Genomic DNA, 15,548 nt, shown 5'->3' with positions numbered 1-15,548 from the left:
AAGAGTAGACGCCCTCAAACCACTTTAGTTCAAAATAAATTTAAAATTGATAAAATAATATTGCATGAGCCAAATAGCAGGCATAAAAAAAGCCAGCTCAAAATGGGCTGGCTCAATCATTACTAAAACTAGTAACCAAATAGGGGGAAATCAACAATGATGCTTGTGTAAACTGCAATTCAACAACAAGCAAAAGAGTAGACGCCCTCAGGCTACTTTAGTTCAAAATAAATTTAAATTTGTTGAAAATAACTCGTGAACCAAATAGCAGGCATAAAAAAAGCCAGCTCAAAATGGGCTGGCTCAATCATTACTAAAACTAGTAACCAAATAGGGGGAAATCAACAATGATGCTTGTGTAAACTGCAATTTAACAACAAGCAAAGAAGTAGACGCCCTCACGCTAATTTAGTTCAAAATAAATCAGGCTAATTTGAAATAATGCTAACTTTTTATCAAAGAAAGCATTTGCTGTTCATCAAATTTTGTAAAACTCATTGATTTTTCAGTAAATAATGCATCAACAAGCGCTTGCTTATGTTGTTGCATTTTAAATACTTTTTGCTCAATTGAATTCGCCATTATCAGTTTATAAACAAAAACAGGATTTGTTTGACCGATTCGATAAGCACGATCTGTCGCTTGTTTTTCTACTGCTGGATTCCACCAAGGATCAAAATGGATCACAGTGTCCGCCTGAGTAAGATTAAGCCCTGTACCGCCAGCTTTTAAACTAATTAAAAATACCGACGTTTGACCACTGGTAAATTCTTCGATCACTTTATCGCGATGACGCGTTTGCCCCGTAAGCAAGCTGTAATTGATCTCCAGTGATGCTAGCTGCTGCGCAATAATATCTAATGCAGAAGTAAATTGGCTAAAAATAATAATATTACGACCTTCACTTAACATTACTGGTAAATGGCTACTCAACCAGTCAAGTTTTGCACTTCTAGCTGAGGTGTGTTCGTCAATCAAACGCGGGTGACAACATATTTGTCGTAACTTTAATAACGCCTCTAAAAAGGCTAATTTGCTCTTTTGCGCGCCTTGGGAAGCAAACAGGTCGACCATTTTCTCTTCTAGAGAATCAGTAATACTTTGGTAAATGTCTTTTTGCTGTGCTTCGAATTCAAACTCTTTGATCAACTCTGTTTTAGGTGGTAGCTCTTGTGCTACTTCAGCTTTTGTACGGCGTAAAATAAAAGGCAAGATCAGTGATTTAAGCTCTTTAGCACGATCACTATCAGCGTCACGCTCAATCGGAGTCTGAAAATGCTGTTTAAAATGAGCCTGTGAACCAAGCAATGAAGGCATTGCAAAATCTAACAATGATTTCAATTCAAATAAATTGTTTTCAATCGGTGTACCACTTAAACATAAGTTAAATTGTGCATTTAAACGCTTAACTAAACGAGATACTTGCGCACTGTCATTCTTTATATACTGCGCTTCATCAAGGATAATATTCTCAAAATACAACGGCGAGTAGTAAGCGATATCACGCTTGAGTAATGGATAAGTAGTAAGAATGCAATCTGCCTGGGCTAAATGTTGTAATTGCTCAATCCGCGCGCTACCAAATAGGGTCGTCACTTTAATACTACTGGCGAATTTAGCCATTTCATTTTGCCAATTACTTACCAAGCTCGTTGGGCAGACAATTAGCGTTGGGCCTGCTTGCTCTCGTTGCCGTGCGTTAGCTAAAAATGCAATAACTTGTAAGGTTTTGCCTAATCCCATGTCGTCGGCGAGGATTCCGCCTAACTGATGGCGTTTTAAGAACTGTAGCCATTGAACGCCTTGCTGTTGATACTCGCGAAGCCGCACGCCCGCATTCAAGCCATGTAACACTGTAGTAGCAGTAGCTGGTGCATCTAGCTCAGCTAAATAAGACTCTAAGCTGTCGTCGACTAAGTTAACCGCAAAACAGCTCATCTTCATTAAATGTACTAAAAATGATAAAGGTATAAGTAATTCATCGCGTGTTTTTATAAACTCAAAACGATCTTTAAAATCAGTAAGCGTATCAAAAGCTGGTTTTGTTATTACTCCAAACTGTTTACCATTTGCATAATAATAAAAAAGTTCGCTTTGACGATTAAGTGATTGAAATTCTGAATTATCGTTTGCTAATACGGTGGCAGCTTTAGCGTTTGAGATCATTATTTTACTAACAATTTGATGACCTTTACCACGTTTAACATCCAAGCTGACATTAGTGATTGATTTTTTTATCACTAGTTTTTTATCAGTTACCTTCCAACCACGCTGACGAAGTTTAGGCAAAACCTCGTATTTAAACCAATGCTGATGAATAACTGATTGTTTATTAAAAACAAACTCATTTTGTAAAGCCCCTTTACATAGTTCAAAGCCTAAATTTGTGAGCTCTGTGATAACGGTATTTTCAAGCGATGCATTGAGAATATTTGCTGGTGCTGAGTTTGGAGCGTAATTACCATCTTGATAGTTAAAGGTAAGCGTAAGCTTTAATTGGTTATTGCTATTACTAACATCCACAACAGCACAAGTATCTGCTACCCGTTTTATTTTTTTACGTTCAGATGATTGGTAATGAGGTATTACACCGTCACCAAAATTTGCAGCTAATTGCTTATAGACACGATCAAAATTAGCAGTATGAATGGCTGGGATCGCTTTGATATGAGCAACTTCTTCACCACTTAGTGGCGTACGTAAACGGCCTATGCGTAGTGACTCTGTATCAAGATAAGTCGGTGGTGTGGTTTTAAGTAAGAACCAAGATTGTTTACCCGTTAAACTTACATTTAATTGAATAAGATCTTTTTTGTGTGACCACGAAAAACTCAGATCTTCAGCACTATCTGCTTTAATCGACTGACGAGAGCGCCCAAAAAACAAACGCTGAGAAGCAATCAACTGCTGCAATGCGTTAAATCCCCATTGCCCTCTAAGCTCTAAATTACCAAGTGCATTTTGAGAACGGATCCAACTGTATAAACGAAAATCAGTTTCGAGTAAATCGGATGGTGTTACAAAACTATTAAGCTGCTGATCAGTAAGGTTTCTACCGAGGGTATACTGATGTTCTGCAGAGAAAGCGGCAATTTTTGGTGTTAAAATAACCCGATTGTTTTCTACATCAAGCACAAATAAAAGTACATTTTTAGCTTGTGCTGACTGGTTTTGCTTAAGTGTTGTTAGCTCTTCAAACCAATCATTAATTATATAGTCTTGGCCGTAATCACCAGAATGATCAATCTTCAGCTTTAACAATACAGCAGCCAAGTGGCGACAGTTAGTTTTGGCATTACATGAACAGTGTCGATCAACTGTAAAACCATTGGCTAACTTCTTTATCTCTATATGTTGGGTAAAAGTACAGCCTTGATTTCCAAACACCGAGGCATCAATAACAGAGAAATCATGATTATGCTCTAACCAATTAATTTGACCATTTGCTACGTACTCTTTTGCTTTACTGAGCACAGGAGGCTTAAACAGCTGTTTAATAAATCGCTCAGATAAAGGAAATTGAGTCGCTTGCTCTTGCTTGATCTCTTCAAAAATAGCGAGTAGGTCATTCTTAGATAAGTTAGCAGACATATTGCTCAGGGCAGTAAAAAATAAAAATAATTTTACCAGTATATGATTTATCGGCGTCGAGCTAAAGCATTAAAATGATTAAAAAGACTGGTTGGAGCTGATAAGTTAGTAAAAAAATGATCTCAATACAAAAACAGCTGAATTTAATAGTTAAACACAATTAACCAACAACAAACCCACAAGTTATAAACATATTGTTAATTATTAAGCGCGTTTACAGATCACATTTTTACTAAGGTATAAAAAAATAGCGGTAAGAGTGAAAAATATAGCTAATCAGTTAGTAAAAAAATGATCTATGAGCTCAATAGTAAGGTTTATTGATATTTTAGATCATTATTTTACTAACAAAACACAGTTTGGGATCAGAATTTTACTAACAAAAAAAGCCTTCAGATCAGATTTTTATTAACTAGTTAAATGCATTTAATAACTTAGTTAGCTGTTCTAAGCGCTTGTCAGTCATCACTTTATTATCAATTTTGATTGATAAATCACCACTTTTTAAATTACGTTGCAAGCTGATATAATTATTTTCTAGTAGTGCTTCTCGACGTTGAGCTGACTGTGGCTCAGCGGTAAGTAATTTAGTGATCGTCATTGCACGCTTATCATCACCAATTATATCTTCTAAGCTATTATCGTGTGTCAAATGATTTACTTGCTGATTAAAACTATGCTCATCACGTTCTTTTGCTGCAATCAGTTTTTTAGCTACTTCACGGCCAACATGATTCGCTGTTGGATAAAGGGCAAGTACGGCAGCAGGAAGCTTCTCAAAGGCTTTAATTGCATCAGCAATAGCTGTATGCGATACACCTTCAATGGCGGCTACTTCACGATAAGAGCCTTTTTTTCCCTGTGCAACTAACTCATCTTTTGTTTGTTGATATGCTTGGCCAAGTTCCCAGAGGCTAGGGGCAATATATTGGTCTGACGATACCGCTAAAATCTTAGCATCTAAATCTGTAAAATCACTCGAACTAAGAACCATGTAGTCAGCATTGCCAATTATACATGCCATACGACGACGTGAGCCGGCTAATACCAGTGTTTCATCACCTTTGTCCCAACATAGGGCGGGGTGTTGGTTACGACCATCCTCGGCTATTGCAGGGAGTATATCAGCGACAGACTTTTCATTGAGTAACACTTGAACACGACGATTTTTTGCGTACACCTTGGTGGTACTTTCTATTTCAGCATGCGGGATCACTTTGCAAACAAGTGTGATCTGACGATTAGGATCACTTGGTGCAGGCATTTTGATCACATCGCCTGCGTTTGCTTGTTCTAGTAATTCATCAAGATTACTATTACCAATTGAAGTAGCAAAAGGATCTAAGCTGGTGTCATTTTTACGTTTTTTAGCCATTTTTTGTTAACTACCTTACTTAGTTTCATTCAATTGAGATTGTGTTGATTGCCAGTTTGAACGGATCAGCATTTCTAATTCATCAACAACATCTTTTATATTTTCTTGAGCTCTGATCAGTGATTCTCTACTTGCTAAACTGTCAGATGTTTTTTGATCAAAAATAGTATTGAATGACGAAGAGCTCGCTGTAATTGCCGAGCTGTGGTTAATTGGGTAACTCATTACCTGACGACCAAATGCACTGCGTACATCTTTAACGATGTCACGCTGTGAATGATTGCCTTTTACGTAATTAGTTACTAAAAATTGCATAAAGTCCCAACCTTCATGACCTAAAGATGCAACGGTATGATAGATTTCGCCTAAACGTTTTAAATATTTGTTATTAGCATCGAAATCAACGGCTTCAGGATGTACCGGGATCAGCATTGCCGTAGATGCCATTAAAGCATTGTAAAACATGAAGTTAAGAGATGGAGCTGTATCAATTAAAATGATATCGAATTGATCCTTAACCGGATCAATGACTTTTTCTAATAGTTTATGGTAATGACGGGTTTTTTCATAACTTGAACTATCTTTTAGCAACGTTGCAGTTTCGTGTTCAAAGTAAAAGTCATCCATACCAGAAGGCAAAATGCGTATATTTGGGATATGCGTAGGCAAAAAAGCATTTGTAACAAGTTGCTGCCAAGTTTCATCTGGATCTAAGTCAATGCAATCTCGCATTAAATCACCGACCGTGATCGGTTCAGGTTCACTGGGTGGGAAAAAACTCGATGATGACCCTTGCGGATCTAAATCAATAATACCAATACGGTAACGTTTAATGTTAGTCGTAGCTAGGGCTGCAGCAATATTTACCATACTGGTTGTTTTACCACAGCCGCCTTTTAGAGAGTTAATAACAATAACTTGTAATTTATCGTCAACATTGCGGTGATCTGGCTGGATATCCATTATATCTGCCATAGCAAATATATTTACCAAGGTGTAAGCATAATGGCCGTTAGCACCGCGTTTAATGTTTAGCTCATCAAAATCACCATTGTCATGGCGGCGTTTTAAGGTACGATTGTTACAGCCTAACAGATCTGCTGCTGCTTTTTGAGTGTAAGTTCGAAGCTCTTTTTCTTCAGATTTTAAGTGGGCACGATAATGCTGAATACGTCCTGCTAATGATTTTTCTGCGACTTCTGCAGTTGCTTTTAAAAGCCGATAGGTGGATAGCGCATTATTATGAATTGACATACTTTATTCCTCAAAGTTAGGTATTAAGTATAATGTCCATTCAATTGACTGTAAACAACTATTTATGACGACATGGCTTTTAATAACAAGACATTTAGAATTAATTTGTAATTTTAAAATTGCTTAGTATAAATAAAGAAGTTTAAAGGTGGTTAAATATATAAGGTAGTAAAGGTTAAGGGCATAAAATAGACATCTAAGTTTCTGATATATATAAATAATAGTAAAAAAAGTGGATCAGGTTTATACTTGGTTAAGATCAGATCTTTAGTAACTGACAGATCGTAATTTTACTAACTCTGAATCAGATACTTAAGTTATACACAGTTTGAACACAGGTTTACGCACAAAAACCGCTGTTGAGATCAGTTTTTTACTAAGATAATTAAGAACTTATCCACTTACAATCGGGATAAATAGGCTGTTCAATTAGTATAGATCTGATCTGTAGTAGGTATAGATCAGATCTATGCTAACTGATTCGATGATTATCCACAGGCATTAGTAAAAATTAGATTTATGTCGTGTATTTTTGGTTAAAAAACAAAAATACACGGACAAAAATACGCGTGAGTTAGTAAAATTTAGACTTATAACCGTAGTGTTAGTAAAAAACTGATCTGAAAATCAAGATCATTAAGGTTACTTAGTAAAATAGTGATCTGAACATATATTTTAATCCCAGATCAGTTTTGTACTAACTTAAACATTTAACTTTTTCTGTTTAATGTGTTGTTATTAGCTGTCGCAATAAAATTGGAAATAAGAACAATGAACCGAAAGGTCAACATCTCGGTAGATAACTTACCCGATACATTACGGGGTCAGATCCACGGGGTGGAAAGTGCAATAGATAACGAAAGCCTCGCATTATTTACAGACAATAAAGATGTGCGGGTTTCATTAGAAAATGCAGCGCATGGACTAAGGGCCTATTCGAATACTTTTAATCATTATGATTTGTGGGGACGTTTTGTTCGCTCAGGCCATAAAAAATTACCACTCGAAGAAGCACCTAAAAAAACCATTATTACTCGAAAAATATCCGAAAAAGTGGATGGCATTTTGTATGATGGTGAAATTAAAATTACTCCAGCGGTAGTAAGTACCCGTAAAGACGGTGAAGATGTTGAATATTTAGTTTGGCCATCAGATCGTGAAGAAAAAGTAGAACGTGCATTAATCCGTTTAGCTTCTAAAGGTAAAATTGTTAAAATCAATTTTAAGTCCGGTATTCAATATGCCGTGGTTTTTTCGATGAACGAATTAGCGCAAGAACTTAAAGCTGTTGGGCAATCAATGCCTTACCCACAAATCAAAGAAGCATTAGAAGCACTGCAAGGTTCTAAGCTATCGTTTAAGTATTCAGCGACAGATACTAAAAATACCAATATTGATGATTCATTTTACGAATCAAATATGAACTTTCTTTCTTCTTTGCACTTTAGTGGTAAAAAAGGGCAGGGCGGTAATGTTAAATGTGTTGCGTGCTTGAATGCGTTTGTCCATAACATGATCGATAACCTCGAATACAAAGGTTACTATTTCAATAGTGCGCAAGAATTAAAGCGCGGATTATCTCGCTGGATGATGTTGCGTCTTTATCATCTTTGGCGCTATGCGGCACCAGGAAAAACATATCATTTTAGATTGTTATCTATCATGGAAAAATATGGCTCAATCTATTCAACTGACGATATCACTGAAAATAAATTAAAAGCATTGCGTCGTGATATGACCACTACGATGAAAGATCTTATCGAAAAAGGTGCTATTTCAGAATATAGCATTACGAATGTTAAAGATGATAAAACTGGTAACATTGTAGATTATACATACGAGATGCATCCTTCAGATCAGTTTTGTGATGAAATACTTACTTTGAATAAGCATAACAAACGTATTGAAATTCAAGGTGGTAAACGCATAGTTGAAAATGCAGTTTTAATCGACGAAGATAAAATTGAAGAAATAGTCAAAGATTAACTTACCGCTTAAGCTTATTCTGACTAAGGCCGCTATATAGCGGCCTTTTTAACATAATTATTTATCAACTTGTTCCAAATATAATCTATCAACAAGAAAATCATACTCTCGTTTACGCGGATGGCTTTGTGGTTTTTGATAATCTGATAACGTACCTAGTTTTACATCCGGTTCAGGGTTTATCAAAATAAAAGGTAGTGCGGCACTAACATGATAACGATTTTGCGCGGTGTATCTCACATTTACTTGTGGGCTAACGCGGGTGGGGCGTCTTATTCGTAACTTATCTTTATCTCCTAAACTAGCGACACGTAATTGTTCTTGAGCAACGAGTGTTTGCCAACTGAGTTGATCTATCATTCTAGGATTGGAATAACCGGCTGATTTTTCGAGCATGGCTAGTGCCATCTTTTTTGTCAGTGTTTTAGTCGCGTGTTTGTGCATCCAGGTAAAACGAACTGAAAAAGGGGAGTTTACTTCAAAATGAATTTTACGGTACGCGGCGAGTGTTATTAAATTTGGTATCGCATTATGAACCGCTTCAAAGCGAGCATCATTATTATCAATGGCTAGAATACATTCTTTAAATGCAGCTTTAGCTTTATTTAATTGTTGAATTCGAGCAACAAGTTGTTTTTGATCCGCATTTTTTATTACCAGTAACCCAGGGTGACGTTTTAAAACACGACTACTTAAGCCTGATTTTTTATAGATATCGTTAAATGAATTTAAAATCAACTTTTGGCCCGTAGCACCTGTAATTTTCGTAACATTGATCGATTGAGGGACTATCTTTTCATCGTTACTATCAATATCAGGCAATTGATAATAATCAGCCTTTGAATAATCGCATTGCATTAAATCATCAATAAAGTGATTAGTTAAATCACTAAGTAAATCGAACTGACTGCGAATTTGTACTTTAGTTACCATAAGAACACATCATACAATATAGATGATAATAGTCTACCATAGCCGCAGTTAAACTAAAAACAAAGCAGCGCACAATCACCTGTTTATTTATCGTTTAATTTTACTCGATGCTAAGTATATATTATAAATGAAATTAAGTATGATGTGTTCTTTGTTCTTGGTAAGGACCTTATAACGGATAGGTTGATAGTTTTTCTAACTTAAAAGTTCGATCATCTCTAAATAAGTATGTTTAATTATTGCCTTTGAGCTGATGATTAAGTACATCATGTTGCTGCAATTGTATAATCTCCGATGCGATAGAGGTATTTACCTCAAGTATAAGTTGTGTAATTAAAGGGTGAGGACTAACTCTATTGTAGTTTTCAGTTGCCAATGGATACTGGTATATCAATGCAACAATTTACGGGAGCTTATTGATGTGACCAATTCTATAAATTACTCATAGGCACACTATTTCAATTTTGCTTCAGGGGATTATCTAATTTGAAACAGCTTACAAATTATCAGTCGTGCAGTTGCAGTGAGTAAGTTTATGGCTGTGAGCACAAAAATAAACTGCGCTTACAGACTTTATAACCATGAAGCTTAAGTAATCGTCGATATAGTTAAAGAGCTGAACTACAGTGATAACAAGCTGCTAAACCTATCTAGTTTAAGCCAGGCATTATAAAAATGTTATATGAACGCTGAGAAATAGGCCAATAAGATGTATAGGAGTTGGAGTCAAACCAGCGCTCGAATTTTACAATTACATACTATTGCCTTAATTTAATTGCAGTGTCATTCAGGCTTGAATTGACAACTATCAGTAATTTGAGATACGTGCCAACATGAATCAAACAAGGTAGTTACAAGCAACATCAGACGAACTGAATTTCATTTAATTTAGGTATACCTCTTTATTACTCAGCACCCTTAGCACATATTTTAAACTTCAGCCATTTGATATAAAAAATAATCTAATTTCATCTGTAAAGTTAAGGTTACATAGCATTACAATTTAAGTATGATGTGTTCTTATTTTCAGTTGTAGAGTAGGCACTTAGTTTATTTACTAAGGTCTCGCTGTATTATTTAATTTTATGTTTTATATTAATAAGTTAAACAATACCCTGTGCATATTTTAAAAAATAAAAAGGTGGCAGAACAGTGCAAATCATCAATAATATTTATCTCATAACTAAATAATTGATAATTAGCGAATATAGTCCTTGAACAGGGGCACTGCATACGTTAATTTTCATCTATCAGGTAAATGTAGGAATGAGGAAATTAATATGCAGTCGTGGAACCCAAATAGCTGGAGAGAGCTCCCAATACTTCAGCAGCCACAGTATCCAGATCAAGAAGCGCTGAAAACTGTTGAAGGCCAATTAAAGAGTGCACCGCCACTGGTCTTCGCAGAAGAGACCCGTAGTTTATTTAAACAACTAGAAGACGTTTGTGAAGGCCGTGCCTTCTTACTTCAAGGTGGTGATTGTGCTGAATCATTTAGTGACTTTAATGCCGCTAATATTCGTGACACATTTAAAACAATATTACAGATGGCAGTCGTACTAACTTATGGCGGTAAATGCCCTGTAGTTAAGATTGCGCGCATGGCAGGGCAATATGCTAAACCACGCTCAGCAGATTTAGAAACCATTGATGGGGTATCTTTACCTTCATACCGTGGTGATATCGTAAATAATTTTGAGTTTACTGAACAAGCGCGTATTCCCGATCCACAACGCTTAATGACGGCTTATCATCACAGTGCAGCAACATTAAATTTATTACGCGCATTTGCACAAGGTGGACTTGCAGATTTACATCAGGTAAATCGCTGGAACATGGGTTTTGTTGCAGCAAACCCACTTAAAGAAAAATACCAACAACTTGCGGATAAGATTCAAGATGCGCTTGAGTTTATGGAAGTGTGCGGTATTAACTCAACAATTGCACCAAGCCTTAAAGAGACTGATTTATACACCTCTCATGAAGCGTTATTACTGGGGTATGAAGAAGCGCTTACTCGCCGTGATCATCTATCTGGTGATTGGTATGACTGCTCAGCACATTTTGTTTGGATTGGTGAACGTACTCGCCAACTTGATCATGCTCATATCGAATTCTTTAAAGGTATTAAAAATCCAATTGGGGTAAAAGTTGGCCCAGGAATGGATCCTGACGACTTAATTCGTTTAATTGATGCGCTTAATCCAGATAACATCCCAGGGCGCTTAACATTAATTACACGTATGGGTGCTGATGTACTTCCTGAAAAGTTGCCGGCCTTAGTACGTCGCGTTCAACAAGAAGGCCGTAAAGTAATTTGGAGTTCTGATCCAATGCACGGAAATACTGAAAAAGCGACATCAGGGTATAAAACCCGAAGCTTTGACAATATTTTGCGTGAGATCAGCCAGTTCTTCGCAGTTCATAAAGCTGAGGGCTCGTATGCAGGTGGTGTTCATTTAGAAATGACTGGCCAACATGTTACTGAGTGTACTGGTGGTGCTTACGGATTATCTGATGACGATCTAGCACAGCGTTATCGCACACAGTGTGACCCACGTTTAAATGCTGATCAGGTATTAGAACTTGGCTTCTTAGTTGCAGATTTATTAAAAGACGCACGTAAGTAGAGTTAGTCCAAAAAATCAAAAGCCGCAGATGCGGCTTTTTTAATGTCCGATATTATTTTTATACCTTGTGTAACTAAAATTAACTATATTGAAGTTAGTACTTACGTCGCTCAAGGTTAGTATCAGAAATGATCTTAGCGGAAATTTCTTCTACAGAATGATGGGTCGAATTTAAATACGCCAGCTTATGTTTTTTATACAGCATTTCAACTTCGCGTACTTCGATTCGACATTGCTTAAGTGAAGCGTATTTTGAATTAGCCATACGGCGTTGGCGAATATCAGCCAACCTGACTGGATCAATCGTTAAACCAAACAGCTTATGCTTATAGGCTACTAAGCACTGTGGTAAGTTACCCGAATCTAAATCTTCTTCAGTGATAGGGTAGTTAGCTGCTTTAATACCATACTGTAGTGCTAAATATAAACTAGTTGGCGTTTTACCACTGCGGCTTACGCCGACCAAAATTATATCGGCTTCAGCATAGTTACTTATATTAGCGCCGTCATCATTCGTAAGCGCATAGTTCACGGCATCAATTCTAAAGTCATAACTTTTTTCATGCATTGAATGAGTACGATGAATTTTAGGCACCGGCGCTACTTTTAGTTCTTGCTCAATTTTCTCACTAAATGTAGTTAAGAAATCATAAGTAACGGCGTTCGATGAGCGAATAATTTCACTTAAATTGTGATTAACAAAAGTAAAAAAAACCAAAGGTTTTTCGCCTTCGCGTTGTGCCGTTGCATTGATCAATGCTTTTATTTCGTTCGCTTTTTTTTCAGTTTCAACAAAAGGGATAGTTTTATGATTAAATTCAACGGGAAATAATGACAAAGTGGCGTGGCCAAATACTTCAGAAGTAATAGCAGTACCGTCAGAAATATAAAATGCAGTTCTCATATTAACCTTTTTATTACGTTTAATAGTTAAAATAGCCACCCTACGGTTTACGTAAGGTCTATTGCCAGTGTAGAATGAAGGTGACCTTTTTAGAAGGTTTTCTTTCTTAACTCTCACAGTTATTACTACAATTTGTTTTTTTGGAGAAAGATCCGTGCAAGAATACGTTCTCTGGTATCAAGAGCTTGGTATGCAAGATGTTCCTCGTGTTGGCGGCAAAAATGCCTCACTCGGCGAAATGATTTCTAACCTAGCAAACGCTGGTGTACAAGTCCCAGGTGGTTTTGCTACTACCGCAGACGCATTTAATGAGTTTCTTGAGCAATCAGGACTAAATGCAAAGATCCACGACATTTTAGACACACTGGACGTGGAAGATGTAAATACACTAGCAAAAGTCGGCGCTGATATTCGTCAGTGGATTATCGACACCCCATTCCAACCTAATTTAGACCAAGCCATTCGCGACGCATACAGCCAACTCCACGGCAATGCAGCAGACGATGTTTCATTCGCAGTACGTTCATCAGCAACAGCTGAAGATATGCCTGATGCATCATTCGCAGGTCAGCAAGAAACCTTCCTAAATGTACGTGGTATCGACTCAGTAATGGTCGCCATCAAGCATGTGTTCGCATCGCTTTTCAATGACCGTGCCATTTCATACCGTGTTCACCAGGGTTATGATCATCGCGGCGTAGCATTATCTGCGGGTATTCAACGCATGGTACGTTCTGATAAGTCATCGTCTGGCGTTATGTTCAGTATTGATACTGAATCAGGTTTCGAAGATGTCGTGTTTATCACCTCAAGTTATGGTCTAGGTGAAATGGTTGTACAGGGCGCAGTAAACCCTGATGAATTTTATGTTCATAAACCAACACTTGCTAAAGGTAAGCCATCTGTAGTGCGCCGTAATATTGGCTCAAAAGCGATTCAAATGATTTACTCTGCCGATCAAGCGCATGGTAAACAAGTAGAAATCGTAGATGTAGATGCAGCCCTTTCAAATAAATTCTCAATTACCGATGCCGAAGTTCAAGAGCTTGCAAAGCAAGCTGTGATCATCGAAAAACATTATGGCCGCGCGATGGATATCGAGTGGGCAAAAGACGGTAATGACGGCAAGCTATACATTGTACAAGCTCGCCCTGAAACAGTTCGTTCAAACGAAGATACGAATGTTATGGAGCGTTTTCAACTAAATGGCAGCAGTGCTGTTGTCGTTGAAGGACGTGCCATCGGTCATAAAATTGGCTCAGGTGTTGTTCGTGTACTTGATTCGATTAAAGAAATGGATCAAGTTCAACAAGGTGACATTTTAGTAACCGACATGACTGATCCAGATTGGGAACCTATCATGAAACGTGCTGCAGCGATTGTAACTAATCGTGGTGGTCGTACATGTCACGCGGCAATTATTGCCCGTGAGTTAGGTATTCCAGCAGTTGTAGGCTGTGGTAATGCAACTGACCTGATTAAAGCAGGCCAAGAAGTAACCGTATCATGTGCTGAAGGCGACACTGGCTTTATTTATGAAGGTATTTTAGATTTTGAAATCCTCACTTCACGTGTCGATAAAATGCCTGAACTACCAATGAAAATCATGATGAACGTTGGTAACCCAGATCGTGCATTTGATTTTGCACGCTTACCACACTCAGGTGTTGGTCTTGCTCGCGTTGAATTTATTATCAACCGTATGATTGGTGTGCATCCTAAAGCATTGCTAAATTTTGATGCTCAAACAGATGAGTTAAAAGCTGAAATCACACAGATGATTGCAGGTTATGAATCACCGGTTGAATTCTATATTGCTAAATTAGTTGAAGGTATTTCGACCTTAGGCTGTGCATTTGCACCAGAGCGTGTAATTGTTCGTATGTCTGATTTTAAATCAAATGAATATGCTAACTTAGTTGGCGGACAACAATACGAGCCTGAAGAAGAAAACCCAATGATTGGTTTCCGTGGCGCAGCACGTTATATTTCGGAAGATTTCCGTGACTGTTTCGCACTAGAGTGTGAAGCAATCAAACGTGTTCGTAACGACATGGATATGGCCAACATTGAAATCATGATCCCATTCGTACGTACCCTTGAAGAAGGTAAACGTGTTATTGAATTACTTGAAGAACATGGTCTTAAACGTGGCGAAAATGGCTTAAAAGTAATCATGATGTGTGAACTTCCATCAAATGCATTACTTGCTGATGAATTTTTAGAACATTTTGATGGCTTTTCAATCGGTTCAAACGATTTAACGCAACTTACGCTTGGTTTAGACCGTGACTCAGGATTAATTGCCCATTTATTTGATGAGCGTAACCCTGCAATCAAAAAACTACTTTCTATGGCAATTCAAACTGCCAAAGCAAAAGGAAAGTATGTTGGTATTTGTGGTCAAGGTCCATCAGATCATGAAGACTTTGCTGCGTGGTTAGTAGAGCAGGGCATTGATTCTGTTTCACTAAACCCAGATACAGTACTTGAAACTTGGTTATACCTTGCTAAAAAATTAGCAAAATAATCGTTAAAGTATAAAAAATGCCAGCGTTATTGCTGGCATTTTTGTTTACTCAATATGTTATAGCCTATTTATAACTTTTATCGGGCTAACTTCTTATCTAAGAACGCGCAAGATTTTGTCAGCGCTTTTTGGCAAATTGCTAAATAATGGCGTGCTTTAGGGTAATAAAAAGAGAAACACATAAGCCCTGCAATAAAAAAGATCAAAGAAGGGCCTGGTACAATAGCAAAAAATAATCCCAGCAACATAAATAAACTGCCGACTAAAACTAATACACATTTTTTCATTTCAATTCCCTCGCAATTAAGCATCTACTATGAGTATAAGTAATCACAGTCTTTTTAC

9 protein-coding genes are annotated in these 15,548 nt (G+C 37.2%); 3 read left to right on the top strand and 6 right to left on the bottom strand.

Going from position 1 to position 15,548, the window contains the following annotated elements; translation table 11 throughout:
- Positions 1-444: 444 nt before the first annotated feature.
- The 3 genes from FW757_RS05580 to FW757_RS05570 form a co-directional block, all read right to left on the bottom strand.
- Positions 445-3,591 (bottom strand): DEAD/DEAH box helicase, encoded by a 3,147-nt coding sequence (locus FW757_RS05580; RefSeq protein ID WP_182739315.1) that lies wholly within the window; start codon positions 3,589-3,591, stop codon positions 445-447.
- A gap of 412 nt (positions 3,592-4,003) precedes the next feature.
- Positions 4,004-4,966 (bottom strand): transcriptional regulator, encoded by a 963-nt coding sequence (locus FW757_RS05575; RefSeq protein ID WP_182717281.1) that lies wholly within the window; start codon positions 4,964-4,966, stop codon positions 4,004-4,006.
- Positions 4,967-4,981: 15 nt separating this feature from the next.
- Positions 4,982-6,220, bottom strand: a complete 1,239-nt coding sequence (locus FW757_RS05570; protein WP_145239012.1) for an AAA family ATPase — start codon at positions 6,218-6,220, stop codon at positions 4,982-4,984.
- Positions 6,221-6,991: 771 nt separating this feature from the next.
- Here FW757_RS05570 and FW757_RS05565 point away from each other — a divergent pair.
- Positions 6,992-8,206, top strand: a complete 1,215-nt coding sequence (locus FW757_RS05565) for a replication protein A (RefSeq protein WP_145239015.1) — start codon at positions 6,992-6,994, stop codon at positions 8,204-8,206.
- Between the two features lie 57 nt (positions 8,207-8,263).
- Here the strand turns inward: FW757_RS05565 and FW757_RS05560 are convergent, their stop codons facing one another.
- Positions 8,264-9,139, bottom strand: a complete 876-nt coding sequence (locus tag FW757_RS05560; RefSeq protein ID WP_145239018.1) for a DNA replication terminus site-binding protein — start codon at positions 9,137-9,139, stop codon at positions 8,264-8,266.
- Positions 9,140-10,419: 1,280 nt separating this feature from the next.
- On the opposite strand from FW757_RS05560, the gene FW757_RS05555 reads away from it, so the two are divergent.
- Positions 10,420-11,769: a class II 3-deoxy-7-phosphoheptulonate synthase gene (locus FW757_RS05555; protein ID WP_145239021.1), complete on the top strand. Its 1,350-nt coding sequence runs from the start codon at positions 10,420-10,422 to the stop codon at positions 11,767-11,769.
- A gap of 94 nt (positions 11,770-11,863) precedes the next feature.
- Here FW757_RS05555 and ppsR read toward each other — a convergent pair whose 3' ends face one another.
- Entirely contained in the window at positions 11,864-12,673 is an 810-nt protein-coding gene (ppsR, locus tag FW757_RS05550; protein WP_145239024.1) for a posphoenolpyruvate synthetase regulatory kinase/phosphorylase PpsR, read from the bottom strand.
- A 154-nt stretch (positions 12,674-12,827) separates the two neighbouring features.
- On the opposite strand from ppsR, the gene ppsA reads away from it, so the two are divergent.
- On the top strand, positions 12,828-15,203 hold the full coding sequence (gene ppsA, locus FW757_RS05545) for a phosphoenolpyruvate synthase (protein ID WP_149980298.1): 2,376 nt from the start codon (positions 12,828-12,830) through the stop codon (positions 15,201-15,203).
- Positions 15,204-15,280: 77 nt separating this feature from the next.
- Here the strand turns inward: ppsA and FW757_RS05540 are convergent, their stop codons facing one another.
- Positions 15,281-15,490, bottom strand: coding sequence for a PGPGW domain-containing protein (locus tag FW757_RS05540; RefSeq protein WP_145239030.1), 210 nt, complete (start codon positions 15,488-15,490; stop codon positions 15,281-15,283).
- Positions 15,491-15,548 lie beyond the last annotated feature (58 nt).

It is taken from the genome of Pseudoalteromonas sp. 1181_04, assembly GCF_052850545.1.
Note: the sequence above shows the minus strand (reverse complement) of the source record. Positions and strands in the feature narration are given on the sequence as shown.

Excerpts from the sequence above, each read along its gene's own strand:
- FW757_RS05580 (WP_182739315.1), bottom strand. The coding sequence starts at position 3,591 with ATGTCTGCTAACTTATCTAAGAATGACCTACTCGCTATTTTTGAAGAG.
- FW757_RS05575 (WP_182717281.1), bottom strand. The coding sequence starts at position 4,966 with ATGGCTAAAAAACGTAAAAATGACACCAGCTTAGATCCTTTTGCTACT.
- FW757_RS05570 (WP_145239012.1), bottom strand. The coding sequence starts at position 6,220 with ATGTCAATTCATAATAATGCGCTATCCACCTATCGGCTTTTAAAAGCA.
- FW757_RS05565 (WP_145239015.1), top strand. The coding sequence starts at position 6,992 with ATGAACCGAAAGGTCAACATCTCGGTAGATAACTTACCCGATACATTA.
- FW757_RS05560 (WP_145239018.1), bottom strand. The coding sequence starts at position 9,139 with ATGGTAACTAAAGTACAAATTCGCAGTCAGTTCGATTTACTTAGTGAT.
- FW757_RS05555 (WP_145239021.1), top strand. The coding sequence starts at position 10,420 with ATGCAGTCGTGGAACCCAAATAGCTGGAGAGAGCTCCCAATACTTCAG.
- ppsR (WP_145239024.1), bottom strand. The coding sequence starts at position 12,673 with ATGAGAACTGCATTTTATATTTCTGACGGTACTGCTATTACTTCTGAA.
- FW757_RS05540 (WP_145239030.1), bottom strand. The coding sequence starts at position 15,490 with ATGAAAAAATGTGTATTAGTTTTAGTCGGCAGTTTATTTATGTTGCTG.